The 22,920-nt window shown below is 74.9% G+C and carries 4 protein-coding genes; all 4 read left to right on the forward strand.

The window, feature by feature from the left end; genetic code table 11:
- The first annotated feature begins 1 nt into the window (after position 1).
- A complete protein-coding gene (locus ACIP37_RS23920; RefSeq protein ID WP_363585132.1) occupies positions 2-2,572 on the forward strand; it encodes an FtsX-like permease family protein in 2,571 nt (856 codons plus the stop codon).
- A 298-nt stretch (positions 2,573-2,870) separates the two neighbouring features.
- Positions 2,871-4,085 carry a serine hydrolase domain-containing protein gene (locus tag ACIP37_RS23925; RefSeq protein WP_400844463.1) on the forward strand — a complete coding sequence of 405 codons (1,215 nt, stop codon included), beginning with the start codon at positions 2,871-2,873 and terminating at the stop codon, positions 4,083-4,085.
- 18 nt (positions 4,086-4,103) lie between these two features.
- A complete protein-coding gene (locus ACIP37_RS23930) occupies positions 4,104-10,448 on the forward strand; it encodes an amino acid adenylation domain-containing protein (RefSeq protein ID WP_400810072.1) in 6,345 nt (2,114 codons plus the stop codon).
- Positions 10,445-22,915 carry an amino acid adenylation domain-containing protein gene (locus ACIP37_RS23935; protein WP_400810070.1) on the forward strand — a complete coding sequence of 4,157 codons (12,471 nt, stop codon included), beginning with the start codon at positions 10,445-10,447 and terminating at the stop codon, positions 22,913-22,915. Before ACIP37_RS23930 ends, ACIP37_RS23935 begins: the two co-directional genes overlap by 4 nt.
- The last annotated feature ends 5 nt before the right edge of the window (positions 22,916-22,920 follow it).

Consider the following 22,920-nt stretch of genomic DNA (forward strand, 5'->3'; position numbering starts at 1 on the left):
CGTGTTCAGGCTCGTCGTACAGACCGTCAAGGAGCGTAAGGCCGGGTTCGTCGGGGCGTTCGTCGCCCTGTTCGGCGCGTCCGTGCTCGTCACGGCCTTCGGAATCATCCTGCAGTCCGGCATCGGCAACGGGGTGCCGGTCCAGCGCTACTCCGGCGCTGCGGTCGTGGTCGGCGGTCAGAAGCACTTCACGGTCCACGAGGCCAAGAAGAGCAAGTCCAAGGACCTCAAGGACGCCGTCGGCGTCCCGATCGACCTGGTCGACAAGGTCGCCAGGACCGAGGGCGTCGACAAGGCCGTCCCGGTGCTCACCTTCCCCGCGCAGGTCGTCTCCAACGACGGCGAGGAGCTGGTCAAGGGCGCCGACGACCGGACGTCCAACGGCACCAACTGGGGCGCGGCCGCGCTCGGCCCGTACGACCGCAACGGCGACGAGCCGAAGCGGGCCGGCGAGGTGGTGCTGGAGAAGTCCGTCGCCGACCACCGCAAGGTGAAGGTGGGCGACAGCGTCAAGATCGCCTCCACCCGGGACGCCAGCTCGTACAAGGTCGTCGGCATCGTCACCTACAAGGGCGGCGGCGGTGCGCTGCGCACCCCGCCGGTGTTCTTCTCCGACGACGAGGCGCGCACCCTGTTCGGCCGCACCGACCAGGTCAGCGCCATCGGCGTGCTGGCGCCCAAGGACACCAACGCCGGCAAGCTCGGCGACCGGATCGACAAGGCGCTCAAGGGCTCCGCGATCGACGTCTACACCGGTGACGGGCGCAGCAGCGTCGAGAACCCGGACGTCGCCTCGGCCCGGGGCAGCCTGAAGGAGCTGGCGGGCTCGCTCGGCGGCACCGTCGTGCTGATCACCATGATGGTGGTGGGCAGCACCCTGGCGCTCAGCGTGCACCAGCGCCGGCGCGAGCTGGCGCTGTTGCGCGCGGTCGGCGCGACGCCCAAGCAGATCCACAAGATGATCTCGGGCGAGGCCCTGGTGATCTCGCTGGTGGCCTCGATCCTGGGCTGCTTCCCCGGCATGCTGGCCGCCGGGGTGCTGCGCGGGGCGCTCGGCGCGATCGGCATCCTGCCGGACGACTTCGAGTTCTCCTACGGCCCGATCCCGGCGATCGCCGCGGTCGGCATCGGCGTGATCGCCGCGCAGGTGGCGGCGTTCGCGGTGGCCCGCCGGGTGGTGTCGATCCGGCCGGTGGAGGCGCTCAGCGAGGCCCAGACCGAGCAGCCGGGCATCGGCGGCGCCCGGGTGGCCATCGGGATCCTGCTGTTCGTCCTCGGCTTCTGCGCGTCGCTGTTGCCGCTGTTCTTCGGCAGCATCTTCGCGGTGGCCGCGGCCGGCAGCGGCGGCCTGATCATGGTGATCGCGATCCTCATGCTGGCCCCGCCGGTGGTGGCGAAGGCGACCAGGCTGATGGCCGCGCCGTTCCAGCGCCGGTTCGGGACCCTCGGGTTCCTGGCCGTGGCCAACACCCGGGCCAACGCCCGGCGGCTGGCGGCCGGCATCGGCCCGCTGATCCTGGCGATCGGCTTCGCCTCGGTGCAGCTGTTCATCCCGACCACCACGTCGGGTGCGGCCGAGGCGCAGGCCCAGGCGGGCGTCGTCGCCGACTACACGGTGACCAGCGAGTCCGGCGGCCTGCCGGTCACCGCGCCGAAGTTCATCGCCGGCCTGGACGGGGTGGACGCCGCGGCCGGGACGGTGCGGGTGGACCTGTTCGCCTCGACGAAGATGCTCGGCTCGCCGGAGATCTTCGACTACAAGGCGCAGGGGCTGACCCCGGGCAACCTGAGCCGGGTCGTCGACCTGGACGTCTCCGAGGGCTCCCTGGACAACCTGTCCACGGACACGGTGGCGATCAGCAGCGGGGCTTCGGCCACGCTCGGCGCCAACGTCGGCGGCCAGATCAAGGTGCACATGCCCGACGGGCAGACGCTGGAGCCGAAGGTGATCGCCGTGTACAAGCGCGGCCTGGGCTTCGGCGACATCACCCTGTCCTACGACACCGTGCTCCAGCACAGTTCGCGCCGGATGTACGACTCGGTGCTGGTGCGGGCCAAGGACGGCGCCGACAAGAAGAAGGTGATCGGGGAGCTCACCGGGCTCAACGACCGCTACCCCGGGGTGCACGTCCAGGACAAGGGCGGCCTGTCCGCCGCCCAGGAGAAGGCCGGCACGGCCAACCTGTTCGGCAGCGCGCTGCCGCTGGTCCTGGTCTTCGGGTACATCGCGGTGGCCGTCGCCAACACCCTGGTGATGACCACGCTGTCCAGAGCACGGGAGTTCGCGCTGCTGCGGCTGGTGGGCGCGACCCCCGAACAGGTCATGCGGATGATGCGCACCGAGACGCTGATGCTGATCCTGATCGCGGTGGTGGTCGGCAGTCTGGTGCCCATCGTGCCGTTGATGACGGTGAGCATGGGCCTGACCGGGTCCCTGGTTCCGCACATTCCTCCGCTGCTCTACCTGGCGATCGTGGCGGCGACCTCGGCCCTGGCCGCGGCGGCCGTTCTGGTGCCGACCAAGCTCGCCCTGCGCGCCCGCCCGGTGGAGGCCATCGGACTGCGCGAGTAGCTCCGTCCGCACCATTGCCACACCGACCCGCCGATGGGGTCCGCGACTGCGGACCCCATCGGCGTTTTCGGGTTTCCGGGCAGGTCGAACGGCGTTTCGCAGTGCGGCAACCAGGGTCATTCGGCTGCCGCTTAACGACCCTGACCGGCCCCGCCGCCCGGTGTTAGCCTGCATTCACCAGAGCGAATTCCCCTTTTGCGTAATCCCCGTACCGACGAGCCGTGGACGGAACACGGCCGAACGGGGCTGTTGTGCTGCGCCTTTTTCGGATTCCGGTGAATGCGGTGGGTGGGTTTTAGTGAATTCACAGTCATGGCGTGAAAAGGCCGGACGGCTCGCGCGCGAACACGGTGTGCGCTCCCTCCGGTGCGCCTTCTACGACGCCGGCGAACTCCACGTCGCCGAGGCGGGTGCGGAGCCCGGGCCGGCGCCCGCCGCGCCGTTCGCCTCGCTCACCAAGCTCTTCACCGCGACGCTGGCCATGCAGCTGGCCTTCGACGGCGACCTCGACCTGGACCTGCCGGTCGGCGAGTACCTGACCGAACCACCCTTCGCCGAGCTGAGACTGACGACTCGTCACTTGCTCAGCCACTCCTCCGGGATGGTCTGCGACGGCCCCGGCGACGGCGGGCTGCGGGCCGCCGTCGCGGCCGGCCCGCTGTTCGCCCCCGGCACCGCGTTCTCGTACTCCAACGCCGGGTTCGCCCTGGCCGGAAAGGTCATCGAGGCCGCCGCCGGGGTGAGTTGGCGCAACGCCGTGACGGACTTCCTGCTCCGGCCGCTGGACATCGAGCCGGCCTTCCTGGCGGTCGGCGAGATCCCCCGCGACCTCGCCCCCGCCGCCGCGATCGCCGGCACCGTCACCGACCTGGTCGCGTTCGCCCGGCTTCACCTGGACGACCGCGACGCCTCGCACGCCGCCCTGCTCGACCAGGAGGCCGTCCGGGAACTGGCCGAACCGCCCTTCGACACCCTGCCGTTCGGCCTGGCCGACGGCTGGGGCCACGGCTGGGCCCGGTACGGCAACGGCGCCGACCGCTGGCTCGGCCTCGACGGCGTGGGCGCGGGCGCCACCTGCCACCTGCGGATCCAGCCGGAACGCGGCACCGTGATCGCCCTCCAGGCCGACTCCGCGGCCGGCCTCGGCGCCTGGCAGGACCTGCTGGCCCAGCTCCGGGCCGAGGGCGTGGACGTCGCCGGCTACGCGCCGGGCCCCGCCGCCGGCGCCGCGCAGGACCTGTCGGACCGCGTCGGGCAGTGGGCCAACGGCGAGACCGTGTACCGGATCCGCCCCGGCGCCGACGCGGCGGACGGCGCGCACCCCGGCGCCACCGTCCTGGTCGACGACGACGGGACGGAGTACGACCTGACCGGCCGAGGCGAGCGCTTCTTCGCCGCCCGGCACCCGCGGCTGCCCGAGGTGGAACACCTCGGCCGCTTCCTGCTCGACCCGGAGACCGGGCGCGCGGACCACATGCAGTTCGGCGGGCGCGTCCTGCGACGCGTCGCCTGAACAGGCTGGAGAGCGAACGTGACGATCACCAACGACAGTGTCCTGTCGCCGGCGCAGCAGCGCCTGTGGTTCCTGAACCGCTTCCAGGAGGGCGCCGCCGGCCACACCCACACGGTGGCGCTGCGGCTGGCCGGCGGCCTGGGTCCGGAGCAGCTGCGCGCCGCGCTGGACGCCCTGGTCCGGCGGCATCCGCTGCTGGGCACCGTGCACCGCGAGGCCGAGGGCCGCTGCCGCCCCGAACCCGCCCCCGACGGCGGGGCGTTCGCCGGGCTGCGGCCCGAGCCGGTCGCCCCCGACGAGCTCGACGAGGCGCTGACCCGGGCGGCCGGCCAGGGCCTGGACCTCACCCGGGAGCCCCCGCTGCGGGCCCGGCTGCTCGCCACCGGGCCGGACGCCCACGTGCTGGTCCTGACGGTGCACGAGATCGCGGCCGACGAGCGCTCGCTCGCCGTGATCGTCGACGACCTGGCCCGGGCGTACGCGGCGGCCACCGCCCCGGCCGCCCCCGGCGCGCCCGAGCCCGCCCCGCAGTACGCCGCGGCCGCCGCCGCCGACCGGGAGCTGAACGGCGCCCCCGAGCGGCCCACCGAGTACGCCGCGGCCGAACTCGCCCACTGGCGCGCCACTTTGGACGGCGCACCGGCGCAGCTCGACCTGCCCGTCGACCGGCCGCGCCCGGCCGTCACCCGCTACGCCGCCGACGAGTACCGCAACGAGCTGGACGGCCCGCTGACCGCGGCCCTCGCCGACCTGGCCGCCGACTGCGGCGCAGGCGTCGAGGCGGTGCTGCACGCCGCCGTCGTGGCGCTGCTCGGCCACTTCGGCGCCGGCGCCGACGTCCCGCTGATCGGCAGCCTGCCCGGCCGCGACGGCGGGCGGCGCGCCGCCGTGGTCGGCCCGCTGGCCAACCCGGTGGTGCTGCGGGTCGTCCGCCGCCCCGGCGCCTCCTTCCGCGAGCTGGTCGGCGACTGCGCGGCGGTCGCCGCCACGGCCCGGCGCCACGGTGGCGTCCCGTTCGAGACCGTGGTCGGCGAGCTGCGGCCCGAGCGCGCGCTCAACCGCCACCCGCTGGCCCAGGTGGCCTTCGACCTCGCCGAGGACCTGCCCGCCCGGCTCGGCTTCGGCCCGCTCGACGCCCAGGTGGCCCAACTGCCGCGCCAGCACTCCCCGTTCGACCTCCAGCTGCGCTTCCGCAGCGCGCCCGACGGCTCCGGGCTGCGGCTGGCCGCGACCTTCAGTACCGAGCTGTTCGACCCGGAGACCGTCCGGCGGCTCACCGACGCGCTGCCGCGCCTGCTGGCCGCCGCCGTCGCCGCGCCGGACGCCGACCCGGACGGTTACGAGGTGCTGGACCCGGCCGAGCGGCACGCCCTGCTGACCGCGTGGAACGCCACCGACCGGCCGGTGCCCGACTCCGACGTCTCCGCGCTGTTCCGGGCCCGGGCCGCCGCCCAGCCCGCGCGGACCGCCCTGATCGCCGGCGACACCGTGCTCAGCTACGCCGAACTCGACGACCGGGCCGAGCGGCTGGCCGGCGAGCTGCGCCGCCACGGCGCCGCCCCGGGCCGGCTCGTCGCCCTGGCGCTGCCGCGCTCCGCCGACCTCGTCGTCGCCCTGCTCGCGGTGGCCCGCACCGGCGCCGCCTACGTGCCGCTCGACCCCGACTACCCGGCCGACCGGATCGGCTACATCCTCGACCACGCCGCCCCCTCGGCGCTGGTCACCGACAGCGCGACGGCCGGGCGGCTGCCCGCCACCGCCGCCCACCGGGTGCTGCTGGACGACGAGCAGGTGCGCGCCAGGCTGGCGACGGAGCCCGCCGGGCCGCAGGGCCCCGCCGCGACCGCCGCCGACCCGGCCTACGTCATCTACACCTCCGGCTCCACCGGCCGGCCCAAGGGCGTCGTCATCAGCCGCCACGCGCTGACCAACTTCCTGGTCTCGATGGCCGACCTCTTCCCGCTCACGGCCGAGGACGTCTGGACCTCCGTCACCACGATCGCCTTCGACATCGCCGCCCTGGAGCTCTACCTGCCGCTGGTCGGCGGCGCCACCGTGGTCCTCGCCGACCGCGCGACCGTCACCGACCCCGCCGGGCTGGGCACCCTGGTCGGCCGCACCGGCACCACGATCATGCAGGCCACCCCCAGCCTCTGGCAGGCCCTGTGCGACGAAGTCCCGCAGGCGCTGCGCGGCCTGCGGATGCTGGTCGGCGGGGAGGCCCTGCCGGCCGCCCTCGCCGAGCGGATGCGCGCGCTCGGCAGCGAGGTCACCAACCTGTACGGGCCCACCGAGACCACCATCTGGTCCACCGCCGCCCGCCTGGACGACCGCCCCGGCGCGCCGACCATCGGCCGGCCGATCGGCAACACCCGGGTCCGGGTCCTCGACGAGGCGCTGCGCCTGGTGCCGATCGGCGCCGCCGGCGAGCTGTACATCGCCGGGGACGGCGTCGGCACCGGCTACCTGCACCGCGAGGACCTCACCCGGGACCGCTTCCTGCCCGACCCGTACGGCGCCGAGGGCGAGCGCATGTACCGCACCGGCGACATCGTCCGCTGGGCCGCCGACGGCAACCTGGAGTACGTCGGCCGCGCCGACTTCCAGCTGAAGGTCCGCGGCTTCCGGATCGAGCCCGGCGAGATCGACGCCGTCCTGGAGCAGCACCCCGCGGTGGCCCGCGCCGTCACCGTCGCCCGCGAGTACGCGGCCGGTGACACCCGGCTGGTCTCCTACGTGGTGCCGGCCGGCGAGGGCGGCGCCGACCCGGCCGAACTGCGCGCGCACGCCGCCGCCACGCTGCCCGGCTACATGGTCCCGGCCGTGGTGGTGCCGATCCCCGGGATCCCGCTGACCCCCAACGGCAAGACCGACCGGGCCGCGCTCCCGGACCCGGGCACCGCAGCGACCGGCAGCGGGCACGGGCCGCGCAGCGCCCGCGAGGAGCAGCTCTGCGACCTGTTCTGCGAGGTGCTCGGCGTCGCCTCGATCGGCGTCGACGACAGCTTCTTCGACCTCGGCGGCCACTCCCTGCTCGCCACCCGGCTGATCGGGCGCATCCGCTCGGTGCTGGACGTCGAGGTGCCGATCCGCACCCTGTTCGAGTCGCCCACCGTCGCCGGGCTGGCCGGCCGGCTGGGCAGCGAGCCCGCCCGCCGGGCCGGGCTGGTGCCGGTCGACCGCGACCGGCCGCTGCCGCTCTCCTACGGCCAGCAGCGGCTCTGGTTCCTGTACGACTACGAGTCCCAGGGCACCGAGTACAACTCGCCGCTCGGCCTGCGGCTGACCGGGCCGCTCGACCGGGACGCCCTCGGGCGCGCCGTCGACGCGCTGGTGGCCCGGCACGAGGCGCTGCGCACCACCTTCGCCACCGAGGGCGGCCAGGGCGTGCAGGTCGTCCACGCCCCCGCCCACCGGCCGGTGCGCTTCACCGACCTCGCGGCCGAGGGGCGCGTCGACGACCTCGACCAGCTGCTGCGCACCGAGCTGAGCCGCTCCTTCGACCTGCGCGGCGGCCCGCTGCTGCGCCCCTGGCTGATCCGGCTGGCCGACGCCGAACACCTGCTCGTCCTCGACATGCACCACGTCGTCACCGACGGCTGGTCCAAGGAGGTGATGGCCCGCGAGCTCGTCGCCCTGCTCGGCCAGGAGGCCACCGGCCGACCCGCCGCGTTGAGCGAACTTCCCCTTCAGTACGCCGACTTCGCCGTGCACCAGCACGGCGAGCGGGGCGCGCGGGAGGCCGCCGACCTCGCCTACTGGAAGCGCCGGCTGGACGGCGTGGTGCCGCTGGAGCTGCCGACCGACCGGCCCCGGCCCGCCACCCGCGCCACCCGGGGCGCCGGCCACTCCTTCGAGCTGAGCCCCGAGCTGGTGGCCGCCCTCACCCGGCTCTGCCGCCGGGAGGGCGTCACCCTGTTCACCGTCCTCACGGCGGGCGTCCAGCTGCTGCTGTCCCGGTACGCGCGCCAGCGCGACGTCGCCGTGGGCACCATCGTCTCCGGCCGCGAGCACAGCGAACTGGAGGACGTGCTCGGCTTCTTCGTCAACACGCTGGTGCTGCGCGCCCGGACCACCCCCGACACGACCGTCGGGGCCTTCCTGGCCGACGTCCGGCAGGGCGTGCTGGAGGCCTTCACCCACCAGCACCTGCCGTACGACCGGCTGATCGACGAGCTCAAGCCGGACCGCGACCCCAGCCGCACCCCGCTGATCCAGGCCGCGCTGATGCTCAAGCGGGCCCAGGACGCGCTGCCCGGCCCGGACGGCCTGCGGGTCGAGGAGAGCGCCCTGCCGCGGATGCACGCGCTGTTCGACATCGGCTTCGAGTTCGAGGAGCGCGACGGGCGGCTCGGCGGCCTGGTCGAGTACAGCACGGCGCTCTTCGACCCGGAGACCGTCGCCCGGATCGCCCGCCACCTCACCGTGCTGCTGGAGGGCATGGCGGCGGCCGACCCGGACCGGCTCGTCGACGAGCTGCCGCTGATGGACGAGCAGGAACGCCGGCTGGTCACCACCGGCTGGAACGCCACCGCGACCGGCGCCCGGTTCCACACGGCGACCATCCACGGGCTGGTCGCCGACCAGGCCCGGCGCACCCCGGACGCCGCGGCCGTCACCACCGAGGACCGCAGCCTGACCTTCGCCGAACTCGACGCGCTGACGGACGCGCTGGCCCACCGGCTGGCCGACCGCGGCGTCGGCCCGGGCACCGTCGTCGGCGTCCGCACCCGGCGCGCCGCCGAGATGACGATCGCCCAGCTCGCCGTGCTCAAGGCCGGCGGCGCCTACCTGCCGCTCGACCCCGAACTGCCCGACGACCGGACGGTCTACGTGCTCCAGGACGCCGGGGTGCCGGTGCTCCTCACCCAGCGCGACCTGCCCGGGCCCGAGGCGCCGGACGGCGTCGAGGTGCTGTACGTCGAGGACACCGGGCCCGGCACGCACGACGGGCCGCCCGAGGTCGCCGTCGGCCCGTCCGACCTCGCGTACGTGATCTACACCTCGGGCTCCACCGGCAAGGCCAAGGGCGTGCTGATCGAGCACCGCGGCGTGGTCAACCTGTGCGACTGGTACCGGGACTTCTTCGACGCCGGGCCCGGCGACCGGGCCACCCAGATGGTGCCGCCCGGCTTCGACCCGACGGTGCTGGAGCAGTGGGGCGCCCTCGCCTGCGGCGTGGAGGTCCGCTTCGCCTCCGACCGCGTCCTGGAGGACCCGCACCTGCTCGCCGGCTGGATCGTCGAGCAGGGGATCACCCTCATCCTTATCCCGGCGCCGCGCCTGGAGGCCCTGCTCGACCAGCCCGCACTGCACCAGGGCCGGGTGCGCCACATCCTCACCGGCGCCGACGTGGTGCGCCGCCGGCTGCCGCGCGGCTCGACGATGGCGCTGTCCAACCTGTACGGCCCGACCGAGACCACCGTGCTCACCACCGGCACGGTGCTGGAGGCGGAGGAGGACGCCCCGGTCGGGCGGCTGCCCTCGATCGGCCGGCCCATCGCCAACACCACCGGCTACGTGCTCGACGAGCACCGCGAGCCCGTCCCGGTGGGCGTGCCCGGCGAACTGTACGTCGGCGGCGCCGGGGTGGCCCGCGGCTACCTGGGCCGCCCGGAGCTCACCGAGGAGCGGTTCGTCCCGGACCACCTCGCCGCCACCGCCGGCGCGAGGCTCTACCGCACCGGCGACCTGGTCCGCTGGCTGCCCGACGGCACGCTCGAATTCCTCGGGCGGATCGACAACCAGGTCAAGGTGCGCGGCTACCGGATCGAGCTGGGCGAGATCGAGACCGCGCTGCTCGACGACGAGGGCGTCGAGCAGACCGCGGTGGTCGCCCGGACCCAGCCGTCCGGGCAGACCGTGCTGACCGGCTACGTGGTGCCCGCGGACGGCACCGCCGACCCGGAGAAGATCCGGGCCCGGCTCGCCGAGCGGCTGCCCGGCTACATGGTCCCGCCGGTCGTCATCGTCCTGGACGCGTTCCCGATGACCACGAGCGGCAAGATCGACCGGCGGGCCCTGCCGGAGCCGGAGGAGCAGCGGCCGGCCGCCGAGCCCACCGCGCCCCGGGACGAGACCGAGGCGGCGCTGGCCGGGATCTGGGCCGAGGTGCTGGGCGTGCCCGTCGTGGGAGCCGAGGACAACGTCTTCGACCACGGCGCCAACTCGGTGCTCACCCTCCAGGTCACCGCCCGGATCCGGGAGGTGTTCGGCGTCGGGGTCTCGGCCCGGCACGTGTTCGCCGCCCGCACCGTGGCGGCCCTCGCGGACCAGGTCCGCAAGCAAGTACTCGAAGACGTGCGCCGGACACCGGCGGACCGGACGACGACGCGCGGTGGCGCGCGGGGGAGCAACCGATGACAGACCAGCGACACAGCGAGGGCCAGGACGCCGACGAGATCCTGCGGCAGCGACTGGCGGCCGGCGGCGGCGGCGACCGCGACGCGATCCGGCCCGGCGGCGACGGCCCGGCCCCGCTCTCCTTCGGCCAGGAACGGCTCTGGTTCCTCCAGGAGTTCGAGACCGACGCGGTCGAGTACACCACCTCCTTCGGCCTCCGGCTGCGCGGCGGCCTCGACCTGGCCGCGCTGCGCACCGCGCTGACCGGCCTGGTCGAGCGGCACGAGCCGCTGCGCACCGTCTTCACCACCGAGGACGGCGTGGCCCGCCAGGAGGTCCGGCCCGCCTACGCCCCGGACACCGAGCCGGTGGACCTGAGCGCGCTGGGCGCCGAGGAGCGGGAGGCCGAGTTCGCCGCGCTGCTGCGCCGCGAACTCGCCACCCCCTTCGACCTCGCCAGCGGCCCGCTGCTGCGCTCCACGGTCGTGCGGCACGGCCCGGACGACCACGCGCTCTTCCTCAACCTGCACCACATCGCCGCCGACGGCTGGTCCAAGGGCCTGCTGACCGGCGAGCTCGGCGAGCTCTACCGGGCCGCCGTCGAGGGCCGACCGCACACCCTCGCCCCGCTGCCGGTCAGCTACCGCGACTACTCCCGCTGGCAGCGCGAGCGCTGCACCGAAGACCGCCTGTCCGGGCAACTGGACTACTGGCGTGACGAGTTGGCGGACATCCAGCCGCTGGAGCTGCCCACCGACCGGCCCCGCCCGGCGGTGCGCACCACCGTCGGCGCCCTGCACGCCTTCCAGGTCGACGCCGAGGTCGCCGCCGGGCTCGACACGCTCGGCGCCGAACGCGGCACCACGCTCTTCGCCGTGCTCGCCGCCGCCACCCAGGTGCTGCTGGCCCGGCACACCGGCCAGCGCACCGTGGGCCTGGGCACCGTGTCGGTCGGCCGCGACCGCACCGAACTGGAGCCGCTGGTCGGCTTCTTCGTCAACACCCTGGTCCTGCACGGCCGGATCGACCTGGACGAGGCCTTCGGCGACCTGCTGGAGCGCACCACCGACCAGCTCTGGGACGCCCTCAGCAACCAGGACGTCCCCTTCCACCGCCTGGTGGACGAGATCCAGCCCGAGCGCGACCCGAGCCGCACCCCGCTGGTGCAGGCCGCCCTCGTGCTCCAGAACGACCCCGGCGCCCTGCCCGACTTCGGCGGCCCGGCCGTCGAGGAGTTCCGCGCGCCCTCGGTGTCCTCCATCTTCGACCTGACGCTGGAGTTCACCCCGGCCGCCGACGGCACGCTGGGCGGGACGGTGGAGTACAACACCGACCTGTTCGACGCCTCGACCATCGACGCGCTCTGCACCCGGCTGCTGCTCCTGCTGGCGGGCGTCGCCGCCGACGCCGACCGCCCGGTCGGCGACCTGCCGCTGCTCACCGCCGCCGAACTCGACACCGTCACCCGCGACTGGGCCGAGAACCGGGTGCCCTACCCGGCCGACCGGACCGTCCACTCGCTGGTCGCCGAGCAGGCCGCGGCCACCCCCGACGCCGTCGCCGTCACCGCCGCCGAAGGTGAGCTGACCTACCGTCAGCTCGACGAGCGGGCCGACCGGTTGGCCCGGCTGCTGCTCGACCACGGCGCCCGCCCCGGCCAGCACGTCGCGGTCTGCCTGCCCCGCGGCACCGGCCTGGTCGTCGCCCTGCTGGCCGTGCTCAAGGCCGGCTGCGCCTACGTGCCGCTGGACCCGGACTACCCGGCCGACCGGCTGGAGTTCATGCTCGCGGACACCGGGGCCGCTCTCTGCGTCACCGACCGGGAGCTGCTCGAACGGCTGCCCGACCTGGCCGTCCCGGCCCTGCTGCCCGCCGAGCGCACCGCCGAGCTGGCCGCCCTCCCGGCCGGTCCGCCGGCCACCGACGCGGGGCCGCGGAGCGCCGCCTACGTCATCTACACCTCCGGCTCCACCGGCCGACCCAAGGGCGTCGTGGTCGAGCACCGCTCCATCGTCCGGCTGGTCCGCGGCGCCGACTACGCCCCGCTGGCGGCCGACGACGTGGTGGCTCAGGTCGCCGACGCCACCTTCGACGCGGCGACCTTCGAGTTCTGGGGCCCGCTGGTGGCCGGGGCGCGGATCGCCGTCATCACCAAGGACGTCCTGCTCGACCCGCCGGCCTTCGCGGCCGCACTGCGCTCGACCGGCGCCACCGCGATGTTCCTCACCGCCGGCGTCTTCAACCAGGTCGTCGGCCTGGAGCCCACCGCCTTCGGCGGCATGCGCCACCTGCTGGTCGGCGGCGAGGCGCTCAACCCGCGCCGGATCGCCGAACTGCTGGCCGGCGGCGCCCCGCCGCAGCGGCTGGTCAACGGCTACGGCCCGACCGAGACCACCACCTTCGCCGTCTCCCACCTGATCCGCGAGACCGACGGCGTGCGCGCCATCCCGATCGGACGCCCGATCTCCAACACGGCGGTGTACGTCCTCGACGAGCGCCGCCGCCCCGTCCCGCCCGGCACGCCCGGCGAGCTCTGGATCGCCGGCCCCGGCGTCGCCCGCGGCTACCTGGGCCGCCCGGAACTGACCGAGGAGCGCTTCCAGCCCTCGCCGTTCGCGGCGGAGCCCGGCGAGCGGATGTACCGCACCGGGGACGTGGTGCGCTGGGCCGACGGCCTGGTCGAGTACCTCGGCCGCGCCGACACCCAGGTCAAGGTCCGCGGCTACCGGATCGAGCCCGGCGAGGTCGAAGCCGTCCTGGAGGCCCACCCCGCGGTGGCCGAGGCCCTGGTGGTCGCCCTCGCGGACGGCGACCACAAGCGGCTGGTCGGCTACCTGCGCGCCGAGCCCGGCGCCGTCATCGCGCCGCAGGACCTGCGGGCCTTCGCCGAGCAGCGGCTGCCCTCCTACAGCGTTCCGACCGCCTTCGCCACCCTCGACACCTTCCCGCTCACGCCCAACGGCAAGGTCGACGTCCGGGCCCTGCCGGCGCCGGACGCCCCCCTGGAGCGGGAGGACTACCGGGCCCCCGAGGACCCGGCCGAGCAGGCGCTCGCCGAGGTCTGGTCGGAGGTGCTCGGCATCGGCAAGGTCGGCGTCGACGACAACTTCTTCGAACTCGGCGGCGACTCCATCCTGAGCATCCAGGTGGTCGCCCGGGCCCGCCGGGCCGGACTCGTCATCACCTCGAAGGACATCTTCTCCCGGCAGTCGCTCGCCGACCTCGCCCGCGCCGCCCGCCCGGTGGAGGAGGCCCCGGTCGTCCAGGCCGACGCCGACGACCACGAGCCGGCCCCGCTCGGCCCCGTCCAGGAGTGGTTCTTCGCCCACCACACCCGCGGCGCCCACCACTTCAACCAGTCCGTGCTGATCACCCTGGACGGCGCGGTCGACGAGCCCGCGCTGGCCCGCGCCCTGGCCGGCCTCGTCCGCCGGCACGAGGCCCTGCGCACCCGCTTCGCCACCGGCCCCGACGGCCGGCGGGTCCAGACCGTCAGCGCGCCGGACGCCGACGCCGTGCCGGCCGAGGCCCGGATCGAGCGGATCACCCTCGACCAGGCCGCCCCCGGGGAGCGCGCCGCCGCCATGCGCACCCTCGCCGAGGCCGCGCAGGCCTCGCTGGACCCGGCCGAAGGGCCGCTGGTGCGCACCCTGCTGTTCGACCACGGCGTCGGCGAGCCCGCGCGGCTGCTGCTCACCGTGCACCACCTGGCCGTGGACGGCGTCTCCTGGCGGATCCTCCTGGAGGACCTGGAGAGCGCCTACCGGCAGGCCGTCCGCGGCGAGGACGTCGACCTCGGCCCGGCCGGCACCTCGTACCGCGGCTGGGCGCGCCGCCTCGCCGCCTTCACCCAGGACGGCGGCCTGGACGACGAGCTGGCGCACTGGGCCCGCCCGGTGCCGGCCGGCTCCGCCGACCTGCCCACCGACCGGGAGGGCCGCAACAGCGTCGGCGACACCCTCGCCGTCAGCGCCGGCCTCGACGCCGAGCGCACCCGGCAACTGCTCCAGGACGTGCCCGCCGTCTACCGCACCCAGGTCAACGACGTCCTGCTGACCGCGCTCGGCCGCGCGCTCGCCCGCTTCACCGGCCGGGCCCGCACCCTGATCACCCTGGAGGGCCACGGCCGCGAGGAGATCCTGGACGGCACCGACGTCTCCCGGACGGTCGGCTGGTTCACCTCGATCTTCCCGGTGCTGCTGGAGTCCCCGGCCGACCGCCCGCTCGGCCGGCTCATCCGCGACACCAAGGAACTGCTGCGCGCCGTGCCCGGCCGCGGCGCCGGCTACGGTCCGCTGCGCTACCTGCGCGGCGACCAGCCGCAGGCCGCCGCCCTGGCCGCGGCGCCGCAGCCCCAGGTCAGCTTCAACTACCTCGGCCAGTGGAGCGACGCCGCGGCCGGGAGCGAGCTGTTCCGCGCCGTCGAACCCGACTACGGCCTGGACCACCACCCGGACGAGGAGCGGCCGCACCTGCTGGACATCGTCGGCGAGGTCCGGCACGGCGTGCTGACCTTCGACTTCCACTACGCGCCGCAGCGCCACGACCAGGCCACCGTGCAGCGGCTCGCCGACGACTTCGCGGCGGCCCTGACCGAACTCGTCGAGCACTGCCTGACCCCCGGCGCCGGCGGCGCCACCCCCGGCGACTTCCCGCTGCTCACCCTCGACCAGGCGACCGTCGACCGGCTGGTGCCGGCCGGCTCCACCGTCGAGGACATCCACCCGCTGACCCCGATGCAGAGCGGGATGCTCTTCCACACCCTCAACCAGGACGGCGTCGGTGCCTACTCCGACCACGTCGCCTTCCGGCTGGAGGGCGTCCGCGACGTCGACGCGCTGGCCGCCGCCTGGCAGCACGTGGTCGACCGCACCCCCGCGCTGCGCACCCGGCTGGTCTGGGACGGCGTCCCCGAGCCCGTCCAGGTGGTCGAGCGCTCCGCCCGGCTGACGGTGCGCCGCCTCGACTGGACCGGCCTGCCCGCCGCCGAACTGGACCGCCGGCTCAAGGCGCTGATCGACGAGGAGCGCGCCACCGGGATCGAGCTGTCCCGGGCGCCGCTGATGCGCCTCGCCCTCGCCCGCGAGGACGAGCGGACCGTCCGCGTCGTGTGGACCTTCCACCACGCCGTCCTGGACGGCTGGAGCACCTCGCACCTGTTCGCCGACCTCTTCGCCGCCTACCAGGCGCTCACCGACGGCAGGGGCAAGGCCCCGGCGCTGCCCGAGCGCCGGCCGTTCCGCGACTACGTCGCCTGGCTGGCCCGGCAGGACAAGGACGCGGCCGCCGCCCACTGGAGCGCCCTGCTGGGCGACCTGGACGCGCCGACCCAGCTGCCCTTCGGCCGCTCGGTGCCCCAGGGCCACGAGTCCCAGTCCGCCGGGCAGGTCCGGGTGGGCCTGTCCGGCGCCGAGACCGACGCGCTGGTCGCGATGGTCCGCCGCCACCGGCTCACCCTCAACACCGCCGTCCAGGGCGCCTGGGCGATCCTGCTGGCCCGCCACTCCGGGCAGCGCGACGTCTGCTTCGGCACCACCGTGGCCGGCCGCCCGACCGAGCTGCCCGGCGCCGACACCATGGTCGGCAACCTGCTCAACACCCTGCCGCTGCGCACCGAGGTCGACCAGGACGCCCCGCTGGTGGAGTGGCTGGCGGCCCTCCAGGCCGAGCAGGCCGAATCCCGGCGCTTCGAGTACTCCTCGATCGCCGAGATCCAGCGCAGCAGCAAGGTCCCGCGCGGCAGCGCGCTGTTCCAGACCCTGGTGGTGTTCGAGAACTACCCGGGCAACGGGGCCGCCGCCGAACGCCACGGACTGCGGCTCAGCGACGTCCGCGCCGTCGACACCACCAGCTTCACGCTGGACCTCACCGCCTACGACGACGACGGCTCGCTGACCCTGCTGCTCTCCTACGACCCGGCGCTCTACGACCGCGCCCAGGCCGAGGTGCTGGCCGACCAGCTCGCCGTCCTGCTCGGCAGCATGCCCACCGCCCCCGGCCAGCGGGTCGGCGACGTCCCGATGCTGTCGCTGCGCGCCCGCGACCGCGTCCTGTACGAGTGGAACGACACCGGCACCCCGGGCGCCGACGCCTGCCTGCACGAGCTGATCGCCGAGCAGGCGCAGCAGACCCCGGACGCCGAGGCGGTGGTCTTCGAGGAGACCGTGCTGACCTACGCGGACCTGGAAGCCCGGGCCAACCGGCTGGCCCAGCACCTCGTCGGCCAGGGCATCGGCCCGGAGACCGTCGTCGCCATCTGCCTGGACCGAGGCCCGGACACCGTCGTCGCCGCCCTCGGCGTCCTCAAGGCCGGCGCCGCCTACCTGCCGCTGGACCCCACCCACCCCGCCGAGCGGCTGAGCCTGGTGCTGGACGACAGCGCCGCCGCGATGCTCGTCACCCAGCGGGACCTCGCCGAGCGGCTCCCGCTGTGCGACGCGACCGTGCTCTGCCTGGACGCCGACCGCGAGGAGATCGACAGCTGGCCCGCCGAGGCGCCCAGCACCGAGGTGACCCCGGACAACCTCGCCTACGTCATCTACACCTCCGGCTCCACCGGCAAGCCCAAGGGCGTCACGGTCGAGCACCGCAGCGTCGCCCGGGCCGCCGCCGCCTGGCGCGAGGCCTACCGGCTCGACCGCGGCCCCGTCCGCCAGATCAACCTCGCCAGCATGGCCTTCGACGTCTTCGTCTCCGACCTGACGCACGCGCTGACCACCGGCGGCGCCCTGGTGCTCTGCCCGAAGGACGCCACCACCGACCCGGTGCGCCTGCTCGACCTGATGGAGCGCCAGCGCGTCACCCACGTCGAGACGGTGCCCTCGCTGGCCAACGCGCTGGCCGACGAGGCCGCCCGCAGCGGCCGGGCCTTCCCGCCGCTGCGCTACCTGGCCGTCGGCTCGGACAACTGGCGCACCGACGACTGCCGGCGGCTGCTGAAGAGCGTCGCCCCCGGCACCGTCGTGCTCAACTCCTACGGCGTCACCGAGGCCACCGTCGAGTCCTCCTACTTCACCGTCACCCCGCAGAGCCTGCCGGACGTCGCGTCCGTGCCGATCGGCCGGCCCATCCCGGGCACCCGGATGTACGTCCTGGACGCGGACCTGGAGCCGCTGCCGGTCGGCGTCGTCGGCGAGCTCTTCCTCGGCGGCACCGGCGTCACCCGGGGCTACCTGGGCCGCCCCGACCTCACCGAGGAGCGCTTCTCCGCCGACCCGTTCACGCCCCACCCCGACGGCCGGCTCTACCGCACCGGCGACCAGGCCCGCTTCCTGCCCACCGGCGACGTCGAGTTCCTCGGCCGCGGCGACGACCAGGTCAAGATCCGCGGGTTCCGGGTGGAACTCGCCGAGATCGAGGCCGTCCTGCGCCGCCACCCCGACGTCCTGGAGGCCGTCGCGGCGCTGCGCTCCGAGCCGGGCGCCGTCCTGACCGGGTACGTCGTGCCCCGGCCCGGCACCGCACCGGAGAGCGCCGAACTGCGCCGCTACCTGGAGGGCTCGCTGCCCCGCCACATGGTGCCGCAGGCCTTCGTCCGGCTCGACCGGCTGCCGCTGAACGCCAACGGCAAGGTGGACCGGCGGGCGCTGCCGGCCGCGGCCGCCGACGACCGCCCGGTCACCACCAGGACGGCCCCCCGCAACCCCGCCGAGCAGGCGCTCGCCGGGCTCTGGGCGGAGGTCTTCCGGGTGCCCGAGGTCGGCGTCGACGACAACTTCTTCGACCTGGGCGGTGACTCGATCCTGAGCATCCAGGTCGTCTCCCGGGCGCGGCAGTTGGGACTGCGCCTCAGCTCGCAGGACATCTTCAGCCACCAGACCATCGCCGGGATCGCCGCGGCGATCTCGACCCACGAACCCGAGGAGCCGGCCGGCGTGAACACCGAACCCGTCACCGGAAGGGCGCCGCTGACCCCGATCCAGCGCGCCTTCTTCCACCACCACACCGAGGCCCCCCAGCACAGCACCATGTCCGTGCTGGCCGAGCTGCGCGAACTCCCCGACGAGGCGCACCTGCGCACCGCGCTCGACGCCCTCCTCACCCACCACGACGCCCTGCGCACCCGCTTCCGCACCGTCTACGGCCGCTGGCAGCAGGAGATCGCCGCCCCCGGCGACGGCTGGCCGCTGGAGCGGCTGGACCTCACCCTGGAGGCCGACCCGGAGGGCGCGCTGCTGGCCGCCGCCACCGCCGCCCAGTCCGGCTTCGACCTGGCCGAGGGCCCGCTGGTGCGGGCCGTGCTGGCCGACCTCGGCGGCACCGCCGGCGCCCGGCTCTTCCTCACCGCCCACCACCTGGTGGTCGACGCGGTCTCCTGGCAGACCCTGCTGGGCGACCTGGAGACGGCCTACCGGCAGGCCGCCGAGGGCCGGCCGGTCGACCTCGGCTCGCGCGGCACCTCCTTCCTCGACTGGTCCCGCCGGCTCTCCGAGCACACCGCGGTCGGCGGCTTCGACGAGGAGCTGGACCACTGGTTCGCGGCCGGCCGCGCCGGCGGCGAGCCGCTGCCCGCCGACCTCACCGGCACCCCGACCGTCGCCACCGCCGCCGCCGTCCGGGTCGGCCTGGACGCGGAGAGCACCGACGCGCTGCTGCGCGAGGTCCCCGCGGTCTACCGCACCCAGGTCAACGACGTCCTGCTGACCGCGCTCGCCCGGGTGCTCGCCGACTGGACCGGCCGCTCCGCCGTCCTGGTGGACCTGGAGGGCCACGGCCGCGAGGAGATCTTCGACGACGTCGACCTGAGCCGCACCACCGGCTGGTTCACCACCTCCTTCCCGGTCGCCCTGGACACCGCCGACGGCGCCGACTGGGGCGCCCGGCTCCGCTCCGTCAAGGAGCAGCTGCGGGCCGTCCCCCAGCGCGGCATCGGCTACGGCGCGCTGCGCCACCTCAGCCCGGCCGGGGCGCCCGGCGAGCTGCTCGCCGAAGGCCCCCGCGCCCAGGTCGGCTTCAACTACCTCGGCCGGGTCGTCGACGGCCACGACGGCGGCCTGCTGCACGACGTGCGGCTCGGCTACGGCACCGAGCAGGCGCCCGGGGAACTGCTGGAGTACCCGCTCGACATCGTGGCGTACGTGCGCGACGGCAAGCTCGGCTTCGAGCTGTTCCACTCCACCGCGACCCACACCACCGAGACCGTCCAGCGGGTCGGCGACCAGCTCGTCGAGGCCCTGCGCGGGATCGTCGCGCACTGCCGCGAGGCCGGCGCCGCCGCCTCCGGGGCCACCCCCTCGGACTTCCCGCTCGCCCGGGTCGACCAGCCGCTGCTGGACGAGCTGACCGCCCTGGGCCGGATCGCCGACCTCTACCCGGCCACGCCGATGCAGCACGGCCTGCTGTTCCACAGCCTCACCGAGGAGGGCGAGGGCGTCTACCTCGGCCAGCTGTCCTTCCTGCTGGAGGGCGGCGTGGACGCGGACGCCTTCGCCGAGGCCTGGCAGCGCCTCGCCGACCGGACCCCGATGCTGCGCACCGCCTTCGCCCGGGTCGACACCGACCAGCCGCTCCAGGTGGTCCGCGAGCACGTCACCGTGCCCGTCGAGCGGCTGGACTGGAGCGCCCTGCCGGCGGCCGAGCGCGAGCAGCGGTTCGCCGCGTACCTCGCCGAGGACCGCACCCGCGGCATCGACCTGGCCGTGGCGCCGCTGATGCGCCTGGCCCTGATCGACGAGCCGGACGGCGCCCTGCGGGTCGTCTGGACCTCGCACCACCTGCTCCTGGACGGCTGGAGCAGCGCCGAACTGGTCTCCGAGGTGGTCGACGACTACCTCCGGCTCACCGGCCACGACCGGCCCGGCCCGGCCGCCCGCCGCCCGTTCCGCGACTACGTCGCCTGGCTCGGCGAGCAGGACCTGGCCGACGCCGAGCGCTACTGGCGCGAACTGCTCGACGGCTTCACCGCCCCGACCGCGCTGCCGGCCGACCGGGCCGGCGAGGAGGCGGCCCGCCAGGGCAGCGAGGCGACCAGCGTCTTCCAGCTGGAGCCCGAGGTCACCGAGCGGCTCGCCGAGGTCGCCCGGCGCCACCGGCTCACCACCAACACGCTCGCCCAGGGCGCCTGGGCGCTGACGCTCTCGCGCTACGCGGGGGAGCGGGAGGTCTGCTTCGGCTCGGCCGTCTCCGGCCGCCCCGCCGACCTGCCCGACGTCGAGTCGATGATCGGCCTGTTCATCAACAACCTGCCGGTGCGGGTCGAGGTCCGCCCCGAGCAGCCCGTCCTCGACTGGCTGGGCGACCTCCAGCGCGACCAGGTCCAGGCCCGCAGCTACGAGTACGTCTCGCTGGCCCAGATCCGCGGCTGGACCGGGCTGCCCGCCGGGGTCGACCTGTTCGACAGCTACGTGGTCGTCGAGAACTACCCCTTCGACGGCGAACTGGGCTCCGACCAGGGCATCCGGATCCGCGACGTGCGCTCCCAGGAGCCCACCAGCTACGCCATGGTGCTCGCGGTCTTCGCCGGCGAGCAGCTCTCCTTCCGGCTCGCCTACGACCCCGGGCTCTTCGACGCCGACACCGCCGACCGGGTCACCGGCGACCTGCGCGCCCTGCTGGAGGAGATCGCGGCCGAGCCCGAGCGCACCCTCGCCGAGCTGCGCGCGCTGGCCCCCGCCCACCGGGAGCGGCTGCTCACCGGCCACAACGAGACCGCCACCGCGCTCACCACCGACGCCCTGGTGCCCGAGCGGTTCGCCCGCCAGGCCGCCGCCACCCCGCAGGCCGTCGCCCTGGTCCACGGCGGCGAGCGGATCACCTTCGCCGAGCTGGACGAGCGGGCCAACCGGCTCGCCCACCACCTCGCCGACCAGGGTGTCGGCCCCGAGGTGCCGGTCGCGGTCTGCCTGCGGCGCGGCCCCGGCCTGATCACCGCGCTGCTCGCGGTGCTCAAGGCGGGCGGCGTCTACACCCCGCTGGACCCGGCCGCCCCGGCCGAGCGCCTGCGGCTGCTGGTCGAGGACGTCAAGCCCCGGGTGGTGATCGCCGACGAGGCCGCGAGCACCACACTGGCGCTGCCCGCCGACGTCGCCCTGGTCGTCCCGGAGCGCGAGCGGGACGCGATCGCGGCCCGGCCCGCCACCGCCCCCGACCCGGACCTCGCCCCGGAGCACGCCGCCTACGTCATCCACACCTCCGGCTCCACCGGCAAGCCCAAGGGCGTGCTGGTCGAGCACGGCAGCCTGGCGAACCTGCTCGACAGCCACCTGCGGACGGTCTTCGAGCCGCTGCGCGAGGCCTGCGGCGACCGCCAGGTCCGGGTCGCCCACCTGGCGCCCGCGTCCTTCGACGCCTCCTGGAACCCGGTGCTGTGGATGGTCGCCGGCCACGAGCTGCACCTGGTCGACGACGAGGTGCGGCGCGACGCGCACGCCCTGGTCGCCTACCGCGCCGAGCAGCGGATCGACTTCCTGCAGACCACCCCGTCCTGGTTCCGCCAGCTCGACGACGCCGGACTGCTCGCCCCCGGCACCCACCCGCTGCGCGGCGCGGCGCTCGGCGGCGAGGCGATCGGCCAGGCCCAGTGGGACCGGCTGCGCGCCCAGTCCGACCTGATCGCCTACAACTTCTACGGGCCCACCGAGGCCACCGTGGACGCGCTGGTCTGCCGGGTCGCCGACAGCCCCCGGCCCGTCCTCGGCCTGCCCGTCCAGAACGTCCGGGCCTACGTCCTGGACCCGGAGCGCAACCTCGCCCCGGTCGGCGCGCCCGGCGAGCTGTACCTGGCCGGCGACGGCCTCGCCCGCGGCTACCTGGGCCGCCCCGACCTGACCGAACAGGCCTTCCTGGCCGCGCCGTTCGACCCCAAGGAGCGGCTGTACCGCACCGGCGACCGGGTCCGCCGGCTGTCCGACGGCCGGCTGGAGTTCCTCGGCCGGCTCGACGACCAGGTCAAGCTGCGCGGCTACCGGATCGAGCCGGGCGAGATCACCGCGGCCCTGGACGCCCACCCGGGCGTCGCCGAGTCCGTCGTCCTGGTCCGCGGCGAGGCCGAGCACGCCCGCCTGGTCGCCTACCTGCGGCCGGCCGCGGGCGGCGTCCCCGGCGCCGCCGAGCTCGCCGGCTACCTCGCCGAGCGGCTCCCGGCCCACCTGGTGCCGGCCGCCTTCGTCGAGGTGGAGTCCTTCCCGCTCACCCGGCACGGCAAGATCGACCGGGCCGCGCTGCCCGACCCCGCCGAGACGGTCGTCGAGGCCGCCGAGGAGTGGGTGGAGCCGCGCGACGAGACCGAGAAGCTGATCGCCGGGATCTGGTCCGAGACCCTGCACGTGGAGCGGGTCGGCGCGCACGACAGCTTCTTCGCCCTCGGCGGGCAGTCCCTGACCAGCGTGCAGGCGATCACCAGGATCAAGCAGACCTTCGGCATCCGGATCGCCTTCCGCAGCCTCCTGGAGAACCCCACCGTGGCGGGGGTGGCGCGACTCGTCGAGGACGCGCTGCTGGAGGAACTGGAGCGAGAGGCCGCGCGCCAGTCGGCGCCGGCGGCGGAGTAGGGGCA

The sequence above is a fragment of the Kitasatospora sp. NPDC088861 genome, from assembly GCF_044750105.1.
In the GTDB taxonomy this organism is placed as follows: domain Bacteria; phylum Actinomycetota; class Actinomycetes; order Streptomycetales; family Streptomycetaceae; genus Kitasatospora.

What these genes read in the sequence shown, in the direction of transcription:
- ACIP37_RS23935 (WP_400810070.1), top strand. Translation starts at nt 10,445, where the DNA reads ATGACAGACCAGCGACACAGCGAGGGCCAGGACGCCGACGAGATCCTG.